General features: G+C 72.3%; 10 protein-coding genes. 3 read left to right on the plus strand and 7 right to left on the minus strand.

The window, feature by feature from the left end; translation table 11 throughout:
- The 3 genes from SM757_RS12455 to SM757_RS12465 form a co-directional block, all read left to right on the plus strand.
- The coding region (locus SM757_RS12455; RefSeq protein ID WP_322465704.1) for an ATP-binding response regulator at nt 1-1,569 on the plus strand (1,569 nt) is incomplete at its 5' end.
- 205 nt (nt 1,570-1,774) lie between these two features.
- Nucleotides 1,775-2,779 carry a diguanylate cyclase gene (locus tag SM757_RS12460; protein WP_322465705.1) on the plus strand — a complete coding sequence of 335 codons (1,005 nt, stop codon included), beginning with the start codon at nt 1,775-1,777 and terminating at the stop codon, nt 2,777-2,779.
- An 11-nt stretch (nt 2,780-2,790) separates the two neighbouring features.
- The gene (locus SM757_RS12465; protein ID WP_322465706.1) at nt 2,791-7,386 is read left to right on the plus strand and encodes an ATP-binding protein; all 4,596 of its coding nucleotides are present in this window, start codon (nt 2,791-2,793) and stop codon (nt 7,384-7,386) included.
- Nucleotides 7,387-7,533: 147 nt separating this feature from the next.
- Here the strand turns inward: SM757_RS12465 and mnhG are convergent, their stop codons facing one another.
- The 7 genes from mnhG to SM757_RS12500 form a co-directional block, all read right to left on the minus strand.
- A complete protein-coding gene (gene mnhG, locus SM757_RS12470; protein ID WP_322465707.1) occupies nt 7,534-7,860 on the minus strand; it encodes a monovalent cation/H(+) antiporter subunit G in 327 nt (108 codons plus the stop codon).
- Nucleotides 7,857-8,126, minus strand: a complete 270-nt coding sequence (locus SM757_RS12475) for a K+/H+ antiporter subunit F (protein WP_373863010.1) — start codon at nt 8,124-8,126, stop codon at nt 7,857-7,859. The genes mnhG and SM757_RS12475 overlap by 4 nt, the downstream gene beginning before the upstream one ends.
- A 5-nt stretch (nt 8,127-8,131) precedes the next feature.
- Entirely contained in the window at nt 8,132-8,623 is a 492-nt protein-coding gene (locus SM757_RS12480) for a Na+/H+ antiporter subunit E (protein ID WP_066341844.1), read from the minus strand.
- Complete coding sequence (locus tag SM757_RS12485) at nt 8,620-10,347, minus strand: monovalent cation/H+ antiporter subunit D (protein WP_322465708.1); 1,728 nt, start codon at nt 10,345-10,347, stop codon at nt 8,620-8,622. Before SM757_RS12485 ends, SM757_RS12480 begins: the two co-directional genes overlap by 4 nt.
- On the minus strand, nt 10,344-10,730 hold the full coding sequence (locus SM757_RS12490) for a Na+/H+ antiporter subunit C (RefSeq protein ID WP_322465709.1): 387 nt from the start codon (nt 10,728-10,730) through the stop codon (nt 10,344-10,346). The genes SM757_RS12485 and SM757_RS12490 overlap by 4 nt, the downstream gene beginning before the upstream one ends.
- Complete coding sequence (locus SM757_RS12495; protein WP_322465710.1) at nt 10,730-13,663, minus strand: monovalent cation/H+ antiporter subunit A; 2,934 nt, start codon at nt 13,661-13,663, stop codon at nt 10,730-10,732. Before SM757_RS12495 ends, SM757_RS12490 begins: the two co-directional genes overlap by 1 nt.
- 258 nt (nt 13,664-13,921) lie before the next feature.
- The gene (locus SM757_RS12500) at nt 13,922-15,670 is read right to left on the minus strand and encodes a methyl-accepting chemotaxis protein (RefSeq protein ID WP_322465711.1); all 1,749 of its coding nucleotides are present in this window, start codon (nt 15,668-15,670) and stop codon (nt 13,922-13,924) included.
- Nucleotides 15,671-15,847: the final 177 nt, after the last annotated feature.

A 15,847-nucleotide genomic window follows, 5' to 3' on the forward strand; every position in this document is an offset into this window, starting at 1 on the left:
GCGCCGCTGTGGGCCGCGTGCACCGCCGCGCTGTGGGTGGCTTGGGCCGTGCGGCCCGTGTGGTTCGTGGGCCCCGCGCTGCCGCGCCGCGGCTCCTTGCGCAACTTCGTGCTGCTCACGGCGCTGTGCCTGCTGATGTTGGGCGCCATGGCCTGGCTGCCGGGGCCGCGCGGCCTGCTTTGGGCGGTGCTGGGCCTGGTGGCGCTGGCCGTGGCGGCGGCGCTGGCGCCGCTGGGGGCCGCGGCGCTGCTGTCCCTGCTGCTGCCGGGCTGCGTGGCGCTGGCGCATTGGCAGCAGGGGGCGGGCGGGGTGGGCGACGCCTTCACGTCGCTTGGGCTGCTGTTGCTGCCTTGCGTGGTGCTGGCGGGGTGGGCCACGCGGCGGCAAGCCCGCTGGCGCAGCCGGGCCCTGGCCTGGCTGGAGCGCGAGGAGGCGCTGCAGCAGCTGGCCGCGCAGCGCGACCGGGCCGTGCGCGCCGACGGCGACAAGACCCGCTTCCTGGCCAATGCCAGCCACGACCTGCGCCAGCCCGTGCACGCGCTGGGCCTGTTCGCCGCCACGCTGGAGCAGCGCCTGGGCGGCAGCGACCACGAGCCCTACGTGCGCAACCTGCTGCGCGCCGTGGACGGGCTGGACCGCGCCTTCAACGTGCTGCTGGACGTCTCGCGGCTGGACGCCGGCACCGTGCAGCCCAAGGCGCAGCCCGTGGCGCTGCGCGACGTGTTCCAGCGCCTGTACGTGCAGTTCAGCGGGCGCGCCGAGCTGGCGGGCCTGAACCTGCGCTTCGCGCCGGGGGGCAAGTGGGTGAGCAGCGACCCGCAACTGCTGGAGCGGCTGCTGGCCAACCTCGTGCAGAACGCGCTCAAGTACACCGAGCGCGGCGGCGTGGTGGTGGTGGCGCGCAGCGCCGGGCAGCACGTCCACGTGGAGGTGTGGGACACCGGCATGGGCATGGCCGCGGCCGAGCTGCCGCGGGTGTTCGACGAGTTCTACCAAGTGGGCCACGGCGGCGCGCGCACGCGCTCGCGCGGGCTGGGCATGGGGCTGTCCATCGTCAAGCGGCTGGCGCAGCTGCTGGGCCACGGGCTGACCGTGGCGTCGCTGCCGGGGCGCGGCACGGTGTTTCGCCTGAGCGTGCCGCGGACCGAGCCTTGCCCGGCGGCCGAGGTGCCGGCGCCGCCGCTGGTGGCACGCGTGCCGGCCGCGCGCATGGTGATGGTCATCGAGGACGAGGAGGCCATACGCGAAGCCCTGGGCGGGCTGCTGCGCGAATGGGGGCACGAGGCCGTGGTCGCCGCCTCGGCGCAGGAGGCCGCGCAGGCGCAGCGCGCCCTGGCGCGGGCGCCGGACCTCATCGTCTCCGATCTGCACTTGGGCGAGGGCCCGGACGGCATCGCCGCCATCGCCGCCGTGCGCCGGCACTGGGGCCTGGAGGTGCCGGCCGTGCTGGTCACGGGCGACACCACCCCGCCGGAGCTGCGCCGCGTCTCGGAAAGCGGGCTGGAAGTGATGGTCAAGCCGGTGGCCGCGGGCCGGCTGCGCAACCTGCTGCAGCGGCTTGCGGGCTGAGCCGCTCGGCGGGCCGGCCGCGCCCCGGCCCCAGGCGGCTGCGGCCGTACCGGGCGGCCCGGGTGCGGTAAGCGTCACTAATTCTCGGACTTCCGCCTGGGCAGCGCTTAAAACGGCCTGCGCGCGAGCCGAATACGTGATGTCTTTACTTTGATCAAGGACGGCGCGCGGGCCCTTCAGCAGCGCGGCGTTCGCCGCCCCGCCGTTGTCCTCCCCGCCGGAAAAGATCCTCATCGTTGATGACGACCCCGTGATGCTGCGCGCGCTGGGCCGCATCCTGGCCGACCATGCGGGCCGCTGCTTCGCCACGTCCGGCGCGGACGCGCTGCAGCGCGCGCTGGCCGAGCCGCCGGACCTGCTGCTGCTGGACGCGGAGCTGCCCGGCCTCAGCGGCTTCGAGGTGTGCCGCACGCTCAAGCGGGATGCGCGCTTTGCGCAGGTGCCCGTCATCTTCATCACCAGCCACGGCGACGAGCGCACCGAGGCCCGGGTGTTCGAGCTGGGCGCGGCCGATTTCATCGCCAAGCCCGTGAGCCCGCTGGTGCTGCGCGCGCGCGTGGCCACGCAGCTGCGGCTGCGCCGCATGACGCTGGAGCTGGAGCGGCTGGCGCGCACGGACGCGCTCACGGGCCTGGCCAACCGCCGCGTGTTCGACGAGCGGCTGTCCGCCGAATGCCAGCGCGCGCTGCGCGGCGGCCGGCCGCTGGCGCTGCTGCTGCTCGATGTGGACCACTTCAAGGCCTACAACGACTGCCACGGCCACCCCGCGGGCGACGCCTGCCTGCGCGAGGTGGCGTCCGCGCTGCGCTTGGGCGGGTTGCGCCCGGACGACGTGGTGGCCCGCTACGGCGGCGAGGAGTTCGCGCTGCTGCTGCCCGAGACCGACGCGGCCGGGGCGGCCGCCGTGGCGGCGCGGGTGATGCAGGTGCTGCGCCATCGCGCGCTGCCGCATGCGGGCTCGGCCGTGGCGCCGCACGTGACGGCCAGCGTGGGCGTGGCCGTCGTTCCGGCCCGCGCGGCCGGGCTGGTGTTGCCGCAGGTCGACCAGGCGCTGCTGTCCCAGGCCGACCAGGCGCTGTACGCCGCCAAGGCCGCCGGGCGCGACCAGGCCTGGTGCTTCGACGCCGCGCTGGGCCTGGCGCAGCCGCTGTTGCCGCCGGCGCCGCCGGGGGCCGCGACAGCGGCAGCGGCTGCGGCCGCGCTGTTCTGACCCTTCTTCTCATGCAAGCCCTTACTCCCGGGCCGCGCGGCGGCTCCCAGGCCCGTCCGCTGTCGCATTGGGCCGCCGGCATGCTGGTGGGCACGGTGCTGGTGACGGCGCTGGTGCTGGGCCTGGTGATGGAGCGCTTCGTGCGCCACCACGAGGTGAAGCAGTCGCGCCAGGCGCTGGCGCAGGTGGCCTGGCAGTTGCGCGACGAGCTGGAGCGCGGCATGGCCGAGCGCTACGACGAGGTCCGCTCCATGGCCGCGTCGCGCCAGCTCCATGCGCTGGACCACCCCGAGCAGCTTCGCGAGGCGCTGCAGGCGGTCAAGGACAAGTCGCCGCTGAGCACCTGGGTGGGCGTGGCCGATGCCCAAGGGCAGGTGCTGGCCGCCGCGGACGGGCTGCTCGAAGGCCGCAGCGCCGCCCAGCGTCCCTGGTTCAAGCGCGCGGTGCAGGGCGTGCCCTACGTGGGCGACGTGCACCCGGCCGCGCTGCTGGCCGGGGTGCTGCCCGCCAGCGCCGAGCCCTGGCGCTTCGTGGACATGTCCGCGCCCATCGTGGAGGGCGGGCGGGTGCAGGGCGTGCTGGCGGTGCATCTGAGCTGGGAGTGGGCGCGCGCGCTCAGCCGCGGGCTGCTGTCGCCGGAGCTGGCCGCGCGCGGCGTGGAGGTGCGCATCGCCCGCGCCGACGGCGAAGTGCTGGTCGGCCCGCCGGGCGACGCCGACGCGAGGCTGGACCTGCCCGCGCTGCAGCGCGCCGCGGTGGCCGACCCCGGCTGGTTCGCCGCCGGCAGCGGCGGCCTGGTCGCGGTGGAGCCCACCCGGGCGCGCGACCGCTATCCCGGCCTGGGCTGGGTGGTGGTGGTGCGCCAGCCCATGGACGCGGCGCTGGCCGCCTACGGCACGTTGCGGCTGCAACTGGTGCTGGCCACGCTGGCCATCGCGCTGGCGCTGGGCCTGCTCACGCCCGCGCTGGCCAGGCGGCTGGCCGGGCCGCTGCGCCAGATCACGGGCGCGCTGGCACAGGCCGCGCCCGGCGCGCTGCGCCTGCGCGGTGCGGCCTACCGCGAAGCGCACGAGCTGGCCGACACGCTGCAGGCCCTGCGCGGGCGCGACGCGCAGCAGGCCGCCGAGCTGCGCGGGCTCAACGCCTCGCTGGAGGAGCGCGTGGCCGAGCGCACGGCCGAGCTGGAGCGCGCGCGGCGCGACCTGCGCAACATCATCAACGCGCTGCCTTCGGCCATCTGCCATTGGGACGCCGGGCTGCTGAACCGCTTCGCCAACGAGGCCTACCGCGACTGGTTCGGCGTGGACCCGCTGACGGTGACGGGCTGGCATTTCAGCGCTGTGTTCGGCAAGGAGGCTTTCGAGCGCAACCGCTTGCACCTGGAGGCGGCCCTGCGCGGCGAGCGCGGGACGGTGGAGCGCACATTCCTGCGGCCGAACGGCCGCGGCGAGCGCCATGCGCTCATGCACTTCATTCCTGACCAGTCCGGCGGCGGCCCGGCGTCCGGCCTCTACATCGTGCTGCACGACGTGACGGAGATCGTCCAGAGCCGCCGCGCGCTGGACGCGGAGCGACAGCGGCTGCAGGACATCCTGCGCGACACCAACGTGGGCACCTGGGAGTGGCACGTGCCCACGGGCGAGCTGCGCATCGACGAGCGCTGGGCCTCGCTGCTGGGCCACACCGCCGCCGAGCTGCGCCCCGCCACCGTGCAGACCTGGGAGGCGCTCACGCATCCGCAGGACGTGGCCGAGGCCTACCGGCTGCTGCAGGCGCATTTCGCCGGCGAGACCGAGGTCTACGATGTCGAGCTGCGCATGCGCCACCGCGAGGGCCACTGGGTGTGGCTGCATTCCACCGCCCGCGTGGCCAGCCGCGGCGCGGACGGTGCGCCGCAGTGGGTGCACGGCATCCACCAGGACGTCACGCGCGCCAAGGCCACCCAGCAGCAGCTCGCCGCCAACCAGGCGTTCCTGGAGCGCATCGGCCGGGTATCGGGCGTGGGCGGCTGGCAACTGGACCTGCGCAGCGGCGCCGTGGAGTGGAGCGCGCAACTGTGCCGCGTCGTGGGTGCGGGCCCGGAGTCCATGGCCACGCTGGAGCAGGTGCTGGACTTCTACCCCGGGCCGGGGCGCGAGCAGCTGCGCGAGGCCGTGCGTGCGGCCGCCGAGGAGGGTCGGGGCTACGACCTGGAGCTGCCTTTCCGCACGGCCGACGGGCGCGACGTCTGGGTGCGCACGGTGGGCGAGCCCGACCGCGACCCGTCGGACCCGGACGGCCCCCCGGTGCGGGTGACGGGCACCTTCCAGGACGTCAGCGAACGCCACGCCGTCGCCTCGGCGCTGCGCGAGGCCAAGCGCGCGGCCGAGTCCGCCAACGCGGCCAAGAGCGAGTTCCTGGCCAACATGAGCCACGAGATCCGCACGCCGCTCAATGCCGTGATCGGCCTGTCCTACCTGCTGGAGCAGTCGCGCCTGGACGGCGAGCAGCGCGACGCCGTCGCCAAGATCCAGGTGGCCAGCCGCACGCTGCTGGGCGTGGTCAACGACGTGCTGGACCTGGCCAAGATCGAGGCGCGGCAGATGGAGCTGGAGCTGCGCAGCTTCGACCTGCGCGCGCTGCTGCAGGACCTGCGCGACCTGTTCTCGCCGCAGGCGCACGCCAAGGGCCTGCGCTTGGCGGTGGACGACCCCGCCGACGCACCGGACCTGCTGGTGGGCGACGACACGCGGCTGCGCCAGGTGCTGGTCAACCTGCTGTCCAACGCCCTGAAATTCACCGAGAGCGGCGAAGTGGCGCTGCAGGTGCGCGCCGAGCCGCTGGACGATGCCCGCGTGCGGCTGCACCTGGCCGTGCAGGACAGCGGTGCCGGCATGGCGCCGGCGCTGCTGCAGCGCCTGTTCACGCCCTTCACGCAGGCCGACGCCGGCACCACGCGGCGCTTCGGCGGCACGGGGCTGGGCTTGTCCATCGTCCGCCGGCTGGTGAACCTGATGGGGGGCGACGTGTCGGTGCGCAGCGAGGTGGGCCGCGGCAGCCGCTTCGACGTCACCCTGGAGCTGGGCCTGTCCCGCCGCCCGGGTGAGGCCGGCAGCGCGCTGCAAGTGCTGGTGGCCGGCGGCGACGCCGCGCGCCGCACGGCGCTGGGCGATCTGTGCCGCCGCCTGGGCTGGCGGGCGCAGGCGTCCGCGCTGAAGGAGGCGTCGGCCCAGCTCCAGCCCACAGGCGCGCAGGCCGGCACGGCGGGCGAGGCCCAAGCCGCGGCCCCGGACGTGCTGCTGCTGGACGCCACGGCCGGCGAGGCCGGCGGGCTGCTGGCACAGGCGCTGGCCGCGCACCGCGTCACGGGCCGGCCGGTGGTGCTGCTCACCGCGGCCGCGGGCGCCGATGAAGCGCCGGACGGCGGCGACGTTGCGCTGCTGCCGCATGGCCGGCTGGCCTGGCCAGCGAGCACGTCCAGCCTGTTCAGTGCCGTGGCGCAGGCCCTGGCCCGGCACGGCGCGGCCCCGGACCACGCCGTGCCGGGCCAGCAGCCGCTGCCCGTGGGCTGCCGCGCGCTGCCCGGCGTGCGCGTGCTGGTGGTGGACGACAGCGGCATCAACCGCGAGGTGGCGCAGCGCATCCTGGCGCTGCAGGGCGCGCTGGTGAGCACCTGCAACGACGGCGCGCAGGCGCTGGAGCGGCTGCGCCGGGACGCGGCGGTGTACGACCTGGTGCTGATGGACGTGCAGATGCCAGTGATGGACGGGCTGGAGGCCACGCGCCGCATCCGCGGCGAGCTGGGCCTGACGCGGCTGCCCGTGCTGGCGCTGAGCGCCGGTGCCCTGGTGAGCGAGCGCGCCAACGCCCGCGCCGCGGGCATGGACGACTTCCTGAGCAAGCCGCTGGACCCGCGCACGCTGGTGAGCAGCATCCGCTGGCACGTGGAAAAGGCGCAGGGGCAGCCGCTGCCCTACGAGTCCAGCGTGACGGCGGCGGTGGCCGCCGCGCCGGCCGAGCCGCCGGCGCCGGACTGGCCCGTGGTGGCCGGCGTGGACACGGCCGCCGTGTCGCGTCGCCTGGGCGGCGATTTCAAGCTGTTCAAGGAGCTGCTGGCGCGGCTGCTGCAGACGCTGGCGGAGCTGGAGGACGAAGCTGCCGCGCTGCGGCTGCTGGCCGAGGACGCGCCAGGGCTGGCCGCCCGCATGCACCGCCTGCGCGGCAGCGCGTCCATGCTGGGCCTGACCCGGCTGCAGGAAACGGCGCACGCGCTGGAGCTTGGGCTCAAGGGGGGCGGTTTATCGGCGGCTGACGCCCAGAATCTCTGCGTTTGCCTGTCTCGCCAGATTGTTGAATATCGCGTGGCCGCGCGGGCGGTATTGGAGCCGCCCGTGGTGGAACTGCCCATGGCGGTTGACGCGCCGCTGGACGGGGCTGCGATCGATGAATTCGTGAGCTTGCTGGAGAGCCAGAGTTTTGAGGCGGAGGAGATGTTCGGGAAAATGGCTTCTCAATTGAGAGCGATTTTGGATGAAGAAGAATTTAAAATATTGAGTGAGGCTGTGGAAGGCTTGGATTTTGCCAAGGCTGGGAAAATACTGACAACGTCGATTCGATTTAAAAAGTAATTGATAATTATCTGAGCATGCGGACGGATGGACGGCGTTGTTGTAAGAACTTGATTTGAATGAAAAGCAGGCTGGGTCGTTGTGTTGGTTCTTGGTGTGCCGCAGAAAAAGTCATCATTTTGTTTTGTGGGTTATGTCTGGGATAATTCATTGCGGTGAGGTGTTTTTCATTTTTTGTCTCCCCCTGAATACTCCCGCCCGCGCCAGCACCATCGTCGTCACCGGCGCCGTGATTGCCAGCACCACGATGATCAGCCACACGTGCAAATCCAGCCCTTCCTTGCGCGCTGAAAAGAAAATGATGGACGCCAGCGTCACTGTCCAGGCGCCCAGGGTGGAGGCCAGGGCTGGCGCGTGCATGCGAAGGAAAAAGTCCGGCAGCCGCCACAAGCCCAGTGCCGCCGCCAGCACCACCACGCCGCTGAGTACCAGCAGCACGGCGACGACGATTTCACTCCAGGGCGCACCGCTCATTCGATCACCTCGCCGCGCAGCAGGAATTTCGCCAAGGCCACCGAGCTGACGAAGCCGAACAGCACCATCAAAAAGGCTGCCTCGAAATACATGCTGCTGTCGTAACGTATGGCCAGCACCAGCATGGTCAGCATGCCCACCACGTACATGAAATCCAGGGCCAAAACCCGGTCCTGCGCGGCCGGGCCGCGGGCCAGGCGCATCAGGGCGATGCCCATGGACGCCGCGTACAAAATCAGGGTCAGGCCTATCGCCAGGGACAACATGTCGCTCACTCGAATATCTCCTTGAGCGGCCTTTCGTAGCGCCGCTTGAAATGGGCGATGAAATCGGCCTCGTCGCCTTCCAGGTCGAACACGTGCAGCAGTAGCGTGCTGCGGTCCGGCGCCAGCTCGGACCAGATGGTCCCCGGGATCACCGCCGTGATCACCGCCAGCGCCGCCAGCGCGTGCGCGCTGCGCAGCTCCAGCGGCACGCGCACGAAGGTGCCGCGCGGCGGGCGGCGGTGGGCGCGCAGCACGCCCGCGCCCACCTGCAGCGCGGAGGCAATGACTTCCGCGCCCACCACCAGCACCAGCCGCGCCAGCCGCAGCGGGTGCCGCACCGGGCCCGTGGGCGGGCGCAGCGGGCCGATCAGCTTGGGGATGAGCACCGCCAGCAGCGCGCCCAGAAGCACTTGTCCCGGGGACAGCGCCTGCTGCAGCAGCAGCCACAGCGCCAGCAGCGCGGCCGACAGCAGCGGGGCGGGCAGCCAGCGCTTCATGGCGCGGTCTCCCCGGCCGCGGCGGGCGAGGGCGGCGGCACGGGCTGCGCGCGCAGCACGGCGTCCATGTAGGGGCCGGGACGGTGCAGCGCCTCGGCCGTGGCGCGGGTGTAGCGCAGCGCGTCCTCGCCGCGCACCACCAGCAGCGCGCAGGCCGCCAGCAGCAGGCCCACGGGCAGCGTCTCCACCACGCGCAGCCGCGCGGGCTCGCCTTGCAGCGTCCAGAAGCAGCGCATGCCCACGCGCAGCAGCGCCGTCGCCGCCGCCAGGCCGGAAAGGATCAGGAGCGCGAACAGCGTCCAGGCGGCCCAACCCTGCACGTAGAGCAGGGTGCTGAGCATCGCCACCTTGCCCACGAAGCCGGAGAGCGGCGGCAGGCCGGCGATGACCAGGGCGCACAGCGTGAAGCCGACACCCAGGAAGGCCAGGGCCGCGGGGATGGCGCGGCCGATGAGCACCTGCTCCTCGTCGTCCAGGTTCACGCCCACGGGCGGCCGCTGCTCGGCATCGGTGAAGGTGGGCAGCACGCGGCGCGGGTCGTCCAGGCGCGGCGTGTCCACCTCCATCCGGCGGGCGCGCTCCAGCAGCTCCACAAGCAGGAAGAGGGCGCAGCCCGCCAGCGTGGAGCTGGCCATGTAGTAGAGGGCGCCGCCGCTCAGGGCCGGCTCGTTGAAGCCCAGTGCGGCGATGAGCGTGCCGGAGGAGGTGATGACGCTGTAGCCCGCCAGCCGCGCCAAGTGCTGCGAGGCCAGCATGGCCACCGAGCCGAAGGCCAGCGTCACCAGCCCGCCCCACACCAGCGCCGCGCTGCCGAAGAGGGCCGACTCGCCCGCGCCCGGGGCGAAGCACAGCGTCCACAGCCGCAGCAGCGCGTACACGCCCACCTTGGTCAGGATCACGAACAGCCCCGCCACCGGCGTGCTCGCCGCCGCGTAGGCCGGCGGCAGCCAGAAGTTCAGCGGCCACAGCGCCGCCTTGGCGAGAAAAGCCACCGCCAGGATGGCTGCGCCCGCGTGCAGCAGCCCCCGGTCGCCCGCGGGCACCTCGCGCAGCTTGAGCGCGAGGTCGGCCATGTTCAGCGTGCCGGCCACGCCGTAGAGCACGGCCACGCCGATGAGGAACAGCAGCGAGGCCAGCAGGTTCACCGCCACGTAGTGCAGCCCCGCGCGCACCCGTTGCCGCCCGCCGCCGTGCAGCAGCAGCCCGTAGCTGGCGGCCAGCAGCACCTCGAAGAACACGAAGAGGTTGAACAGGTCGCCGGTGAGGAAGGCGCCGTTCAGCCCCATGAGCTGCAGTTGGAACAGCACGTGGAAATACACGCCCGCCAGGTGCCAGCGCGCAATGGCGAACAGCAGCGAGGCCAGCGCCACGCCGCCGGCCAGCACCAGCATCAGCGCCGAGAGCCGGTCGGCCACCAGCGCGATGCCCAGCGGCACTTGCCAGTTGCCCGGCAGGTACACGGCCAGGGCGCCCGCGGCGCCGGCCTGCGCAGGGTCGGCCGCGCCCGCTGCCGTGCCGGCTTGCGCAACGGCCGCCACCTGCGCCAGCAGCAGCAGCGCCACCACCAGGTTCACCGAGGTGGAGGCCAGGTTGAGCAGCGCCTGCGCGCCGCGGCGCCGCGTGCCGGCCAGCAGCATCACGGCGGCCGTGGCCAGCGGCAGCAGCACGGGCAGCACCACCAGGTGCTGCGGGGCGAGCGCGAAGCCCAGGGCGTCCGGGGTCATGGCGCGCCTCCGGGAGGCGTGCGGCCGGGCGGGGCGGCGCGCTCGTCCGGCTCCTCGCCGTCCACGTGGTCGTTGCCGGACAAGCCGCGCAGCGCCAGCAGCACCACCAGGAACAGCGCCGTGGTGGCGAAGCCGATGACGATGGCCGTGAGCACCAGCGACTGCGGCAGCGGGTCGCTGTAGTGCTCCAGGTCGGCCGGCAGCCCCGGCTTGACGATGGGCTCCTTGTCCACCGCCAGGCTGCCCACGCTGAAGATGAAGAAGTTCACCGCGTAGGACAGCAGCGACAGGCCCATGAGCACCTGAAAGGTCCGGGGCCGCAGGATCAGCCACACCCCCGCGCCGCTGAGCACGCCGATGGCGATGGAGACGATGGCTTCCATCAGCGCATCTCCTGCATGTCCGGGGCGGCCGCGCCCGGCGCGCCGTCCGCCTCCTCTGGCCGCCGCCGCGCGCGCAGCGACTGGTGCGCGATGGCCGTGAGCAGCAGCAGCGTGGAGCCCACCACCACGGCGAACACGCCCAGGTCGAAGAAGGTGGCGCTGGGCAGGTGCACTTCGCCCAGCAGCAGCAAGTTGAAATGGGCGGTGTGCGTGGTCAGGAAGGGGTAGCCCACGGCCAGCGCCCCGAGCCCGGTGAGCAGCGCCAGCAGCAGCCCGGTGGCGATCCAGCGCGGCGGGCGCAGCCGCAGCCGGTCTTCCACCCAGCGCGTGCCGCCCACCATGTACTGGGCGATCACGGCGATGGCCACCACCAGCCCCGCCACGAAGCCGCCGCCGGGCTCGTTGTGTCCGCGCAGGAAGAGGTGGGCCGCGAACATCAGCGCCACCGGCAGCAGCAGCCGCACCAGCACGGCGGGCACCTCCAGGTAGTGCTGCGCCGCCTCGCCGGGGGTGGCGCGGTGGGCCAGGTCGCTGTGCGCGCGGCGGGTGGCGGCCTGCTGCTGCGGCGGGCGGTGCTGCACCTCGCCCGGCGGGCGAAAGCGCCGCAGCAGCGCGAACACGGTCAGGCCGACCACGGCCAGCACGGTGATCTCGCCCAGGGTGTCGAAGGCGCGGAAGTCCACCAGCATGACGTTGACGACGTTGGTGCCGCCGCCTTCTGGCAGCGCACGCACCAGGAAGCCCGGCGCGATGCTCAACGGCGCCGTGCGCGTGAGCAGCGCGTAGGACAGCGTGGCCAGCCCCGCGCCCACCAGCAGCGACAGCGCCAGGTCGCGCCGGCGCCGCCGCCGCGCGCTGCGCAGCAGGTGGCGTGATTCCTCCTCGCGCGCCACGCGCCGCGGCAGCCAGCGCAGGCCGAGCAGGAAGAGCACCAGCGTCACCACCTCCACGGCGAGCTGCGTGAGCGCCAGGTCCGGCGCCGAGAACCACGCGAAGCTGATGCACAGCGCCAGGCCGACCACGCCCAACAGCGTCAGCGCCGCCAGCCGGTGCAGCCGCGCCAGCACGGCCGCGCCCACGGCGGCGCTGCCGCCCAGCACCCACAGCAGCGCGAATTCCGGCGTGGCCGGCACGCGCGGGCGGTGTCCCCACTCCAGCGGGACGATCAGGGCCGAGCCCAGCCCCGCCGCCGCGGCGATGGCCACCATGCACATGAGCTGCGGCTGCAGCCGCCGTGTGCCCGCCAGGCGCCGCGCGCGCCAGGCCGTGGCCGTCACGCCGGCCAGCAGCCGCTCGAAGAGGCGCTTGCCGTCGGCCGGCAGCAGCGGCACGTGCAGGGCCAGGCGGCGCTTGAAGGCGCCGGCCCAGCGCCCGTACACGGCCACGCCCACCGCCAGCGCCACCAGGCTCATGAGCAGCGGCGCGTTGACGCCGTGCCACAGCGACAGGCTGTAGTCCGGCAGCGTGCCGCCCACCACCGGGCGCGCGGCGGTGGCCAGCATGGGGCCGATGGAGAGGGCCGGCAGCGTGCCCACCACCACGCAGGCCAGCACCAGCAGCTCCACGGGCACGCGCATCCAGCGCGCGGGCTCGTGCGGCTCGCGCGGCAGGTGGCGCGGCGGCGGGCCGAAGAACACGTCGTGCCCAAAGCGCAGCGAATACACCACGGCGAAGACGCCGGCCAGCGTGGCGGCGGCCGGCAGCAGCACTTCCATCACCGGGTGCGCCGAGACGAACACCGTCTCGGCGAAGAACATCTCCTTGGACAGGAAGCCGTTGAGCAGCGGCACGCCGGCCATGGCGGCGCAGGCGACGATGGCCAGCGTCCCCGTGTAGGGCATGTGGCGGAAGAGGCCGTCGAGCCGGCGCATGTCGCGCGTGCCGGTCTCGTGGTCGATGATGCCCACCGACATGAACAGCGACGCCTTGAAAGTGGCGTGGTTCATCATGTGGAACACCGCCGCCACGGCCGCCACCGGGCTGTTCAAGCCCAGCAGCAGCGTGATCAGGCCCAGGTGGCTGAGGGTCGAGTAGGCCAGCAGCCCTTTGAGGTCGTTCTGGAACATCGCGGCCCAAGCGCCCAGCAGCAGCGTGGCCAGGCCCGCGCCGCCCACGGCCCAGAACCAGGCGTCCGTGCCGGCCAGCGCCGGCCACAGCCGCGCCAGCAGGAAGACGCCCGCCTTCACCATGGTGGCCGAGTGCAGGTAGGCCGACACCGGCGTGGGCGCCGCCATGGCGTGCGGCAGCCAGAAGTGGAAGGGGAACTGCGCGCTCTTGGTCAGCGCCCCCAGCAGCACCAGCGCCAGCGTCAGCGGGTACAGCGGGTGGGCGCGTATGCGCTCGCCCTCGGCCAGCACCGTCTGCAGCTCCAGGCTGCCGGCGATGTGGCCCAGCAGCAGCACGCCGGCCAGCAGCGCCAGGCCGCCGGTGGCCGTGACGGTGAAGGCCATGCGCGCGCCGCGCCGCGCGTCCTTGCGGTGGTACCAGTAGCCGATGAGCAGGAAGGAAAAGACGCTGGTCAGCTCCCAGAACACCACGAGCTGCACCAGGTTCCCCGACACCACCACGCCCAGCATCGCGCCCATGAAGCCCAGCAGCAGCGAATAGAAGCGCGCGGCCGGGTCCTCGGGGGAGAGGTAGTAGCGGGCGTAGACGATGACCAGCAGCCCCATGCCGCTGACCAGCATGGCGAACATCCAGGCAAAGCCGTCCAGCCGGACGATCAGGTCCACGCCCAGGCCCGGCAGCCAGGCCAGGCGTTCGATGAGCACGCCGCCGTCGTTCACCTGCGGGTACAGCAGCGCCAGCGGCACCGCCACGGCCAGCGCCACGGCCGCCGCCCACAGGGATTCGAGATTGCGCGCGCTGGTGGGCAGCAGCGCGGCGACCGCGCTGCCCAGGAAGGGGAGCCACAGGAGCAGGAACAGCGACATCGGCACGGGCCGCCGCGGCGGCCGGACGGATTGCGGGTGCCGCTTGGGATCAAACGGGATGCCCGGGGCGGCACCGGGCTGCCCCGGAAAACGTCACAGCCCGCCGCGCAGGGAGACTGCGGGGCGGGCTGTGCCTGATCACTGTCCCACCGGGACCGGCCGGGGGCGCCGGCCCTGCCTGGTACCGGACAAATTTACCGATGGGGCTGCAGCGGCAGACAGCGCCGCGGCCCGGGCGCTGTTCCCGGGGCCGTCAGCTCAGAAGCTGGTCCATTCCTCGCTGTCGGCCTGGGCGACAGCCCGCCCGCGGGATGCCGGCACGACCTCGCTGGCGGCGTTGCGAGCCGGGCTGCTGTGGCGCTGGGACGAGGCCTTGGCGCGTTGCACCGCCTGCATCGCGATCGGCCTGGCCTCGGCCATGGTGGACGGCCTGCCCAGCGCGGCGCCGCCGGACAGCTTGAAGAAGGACACGGCCTGCACCAGTTGCTGGGCCTGGTGCTTCAGGCTCTCGGCCGCGGCGGCGCTTTGCTCCACCAGGGCGGCGTTCTGCTGCGTGACCTGGTCCATCTGGCTCACCGTCTCGCCGACCTGCTGGATACCGTTGCTTTGCTCGGTGGTGGCGGAGCTGATCTCGCCGACGATGTCGCTCACGCGCTTGATGGAGCTCACGATCTCGTCCATGGTCTTGCCGGCCTGGTCCACTTGGGACGTGCCCTGCTCGACCTGCTCGACGTTGCGCATGATGAGCGCCTTGATTTCCTTGGCCGCCTCGGCGCTGCGTTGCGCCAGGGTGCGCACCTCGCCAGCCACGACCGCGAAGCCCCGGCCCTGCTCGCCGGCGCGGGCCGCTTCCACGGCGGCGTTGAGCGCCAGGATGTTGGTCTGGAAGGCGATGCCGTCGATCACGCCGATGATGTCGCCGATCTTGCGGCTGGACTCGCTGATGCCCTGCATGGTGCTGACGACCTCGTTCACCACGTTGCCGCCCTGCAGGGCCACGCCCGCGGCGGCCTGGGCCAGCTGGTTGGCCTGCGCGGCGCTGTCGGCGTTGTGGCGCACCGTGCTGCCCAACTGCTCCATCGTGGCGGCGGTCTCTTCCAGCGCGCTGGCCTGCTCCTCGGTGCGGCCGGACAAGTCCTGGTTGCCTTGGGCGATCTCGGCGCTGGCCGTGGCGACGCTGTCGCTGCCGTTGCGCACGGTGCCCACGACCTGCGAGAGCTTCTCGGCCATGTCCTTGAGCGCGGCCAGCAACTGGCCTGTCTCGTCCTTGGCGGTGGTGTCGATGCGGACGTTCAGGTCGCCGGCGGCCACCGCCTGCGCCACCTGCACGGCCTCGCCTACCGGGCGGGTGATGGACTTCGTGATGACGACCGCCGCCCCTATGCCCAGCGCCGCGGCCAGCGCGCCCAGCGCAAAAAGCATCGCCTTGGCGGAGGTATAGGTGTTGTCCGCAACCTTGGCCTGGTCGCTGGAGAGCTTGACGTTGTAGTCAAACCAGGTCCGCACGGCAGTGAACGCCTCTTCGTAGGCCTTGGCCGAAGCGCCAATGGCAATCGCCGTGGCCTGCGCCCTTTGGGCGGGGTCGTTGACCGTTTGGCGCGACGTCGCCTTGAGCTTGGTGTCCCAAACGGCGATGTAGGCGTCAATGGCCGTCTTGGCCTGCAGCAGCAGCCGCTTGTCCTCGTCGTCCGCGACCAGGTTCTTGGCGTACAGGTCCAGGGAGTCGTTGATCCTCTTGCGGACACCATCGATCCTGGTCTCCAGCTCGTCCATCTGGGACGTGGTGTTGGACAGGATGTGGCGGTACTCGAAGCGGCGGAAGTTGCCCAGCTCCATGACGACCTTGTCCTGCTCCTGGTACGACGGCACCAGGTTCACCGCGTAGAAGGTGCTGTTGTCGGCCAGCTTGGACATCTGCCAGGCCGACGTGCCGACGATCACCGCCAGCAGCGCAAGCACCAGCCCAAAGCCCAGGAACAGGCGCGTACTGAGTTTGAAGTTCGACATGGGCCGAGATCCATTCTTGAGATTGAGGGCGTGAATCGAAAGCGCATCCTTTGCGCTACGTCAGACCCGACCCCGGAATGATCTGCTTGTCCCGGTCAAGCATCGTTACCTGATCGTTACGAAACAAAAGTGCTTGGAAAGGTGTATCCGGCGTCGTCAGCACCCGTAAGCCATGCG

The organism is Azohydromonas lata (assembly GCF_034427735.1).
Taxonomy (GTDB): domain Bacteria; phylum Pseudomonadota; class Gammaproteobacteria; order Burkholderiales; family Burkholderiaceae_C; genus Azohydromonas; species Azohydromonas lata.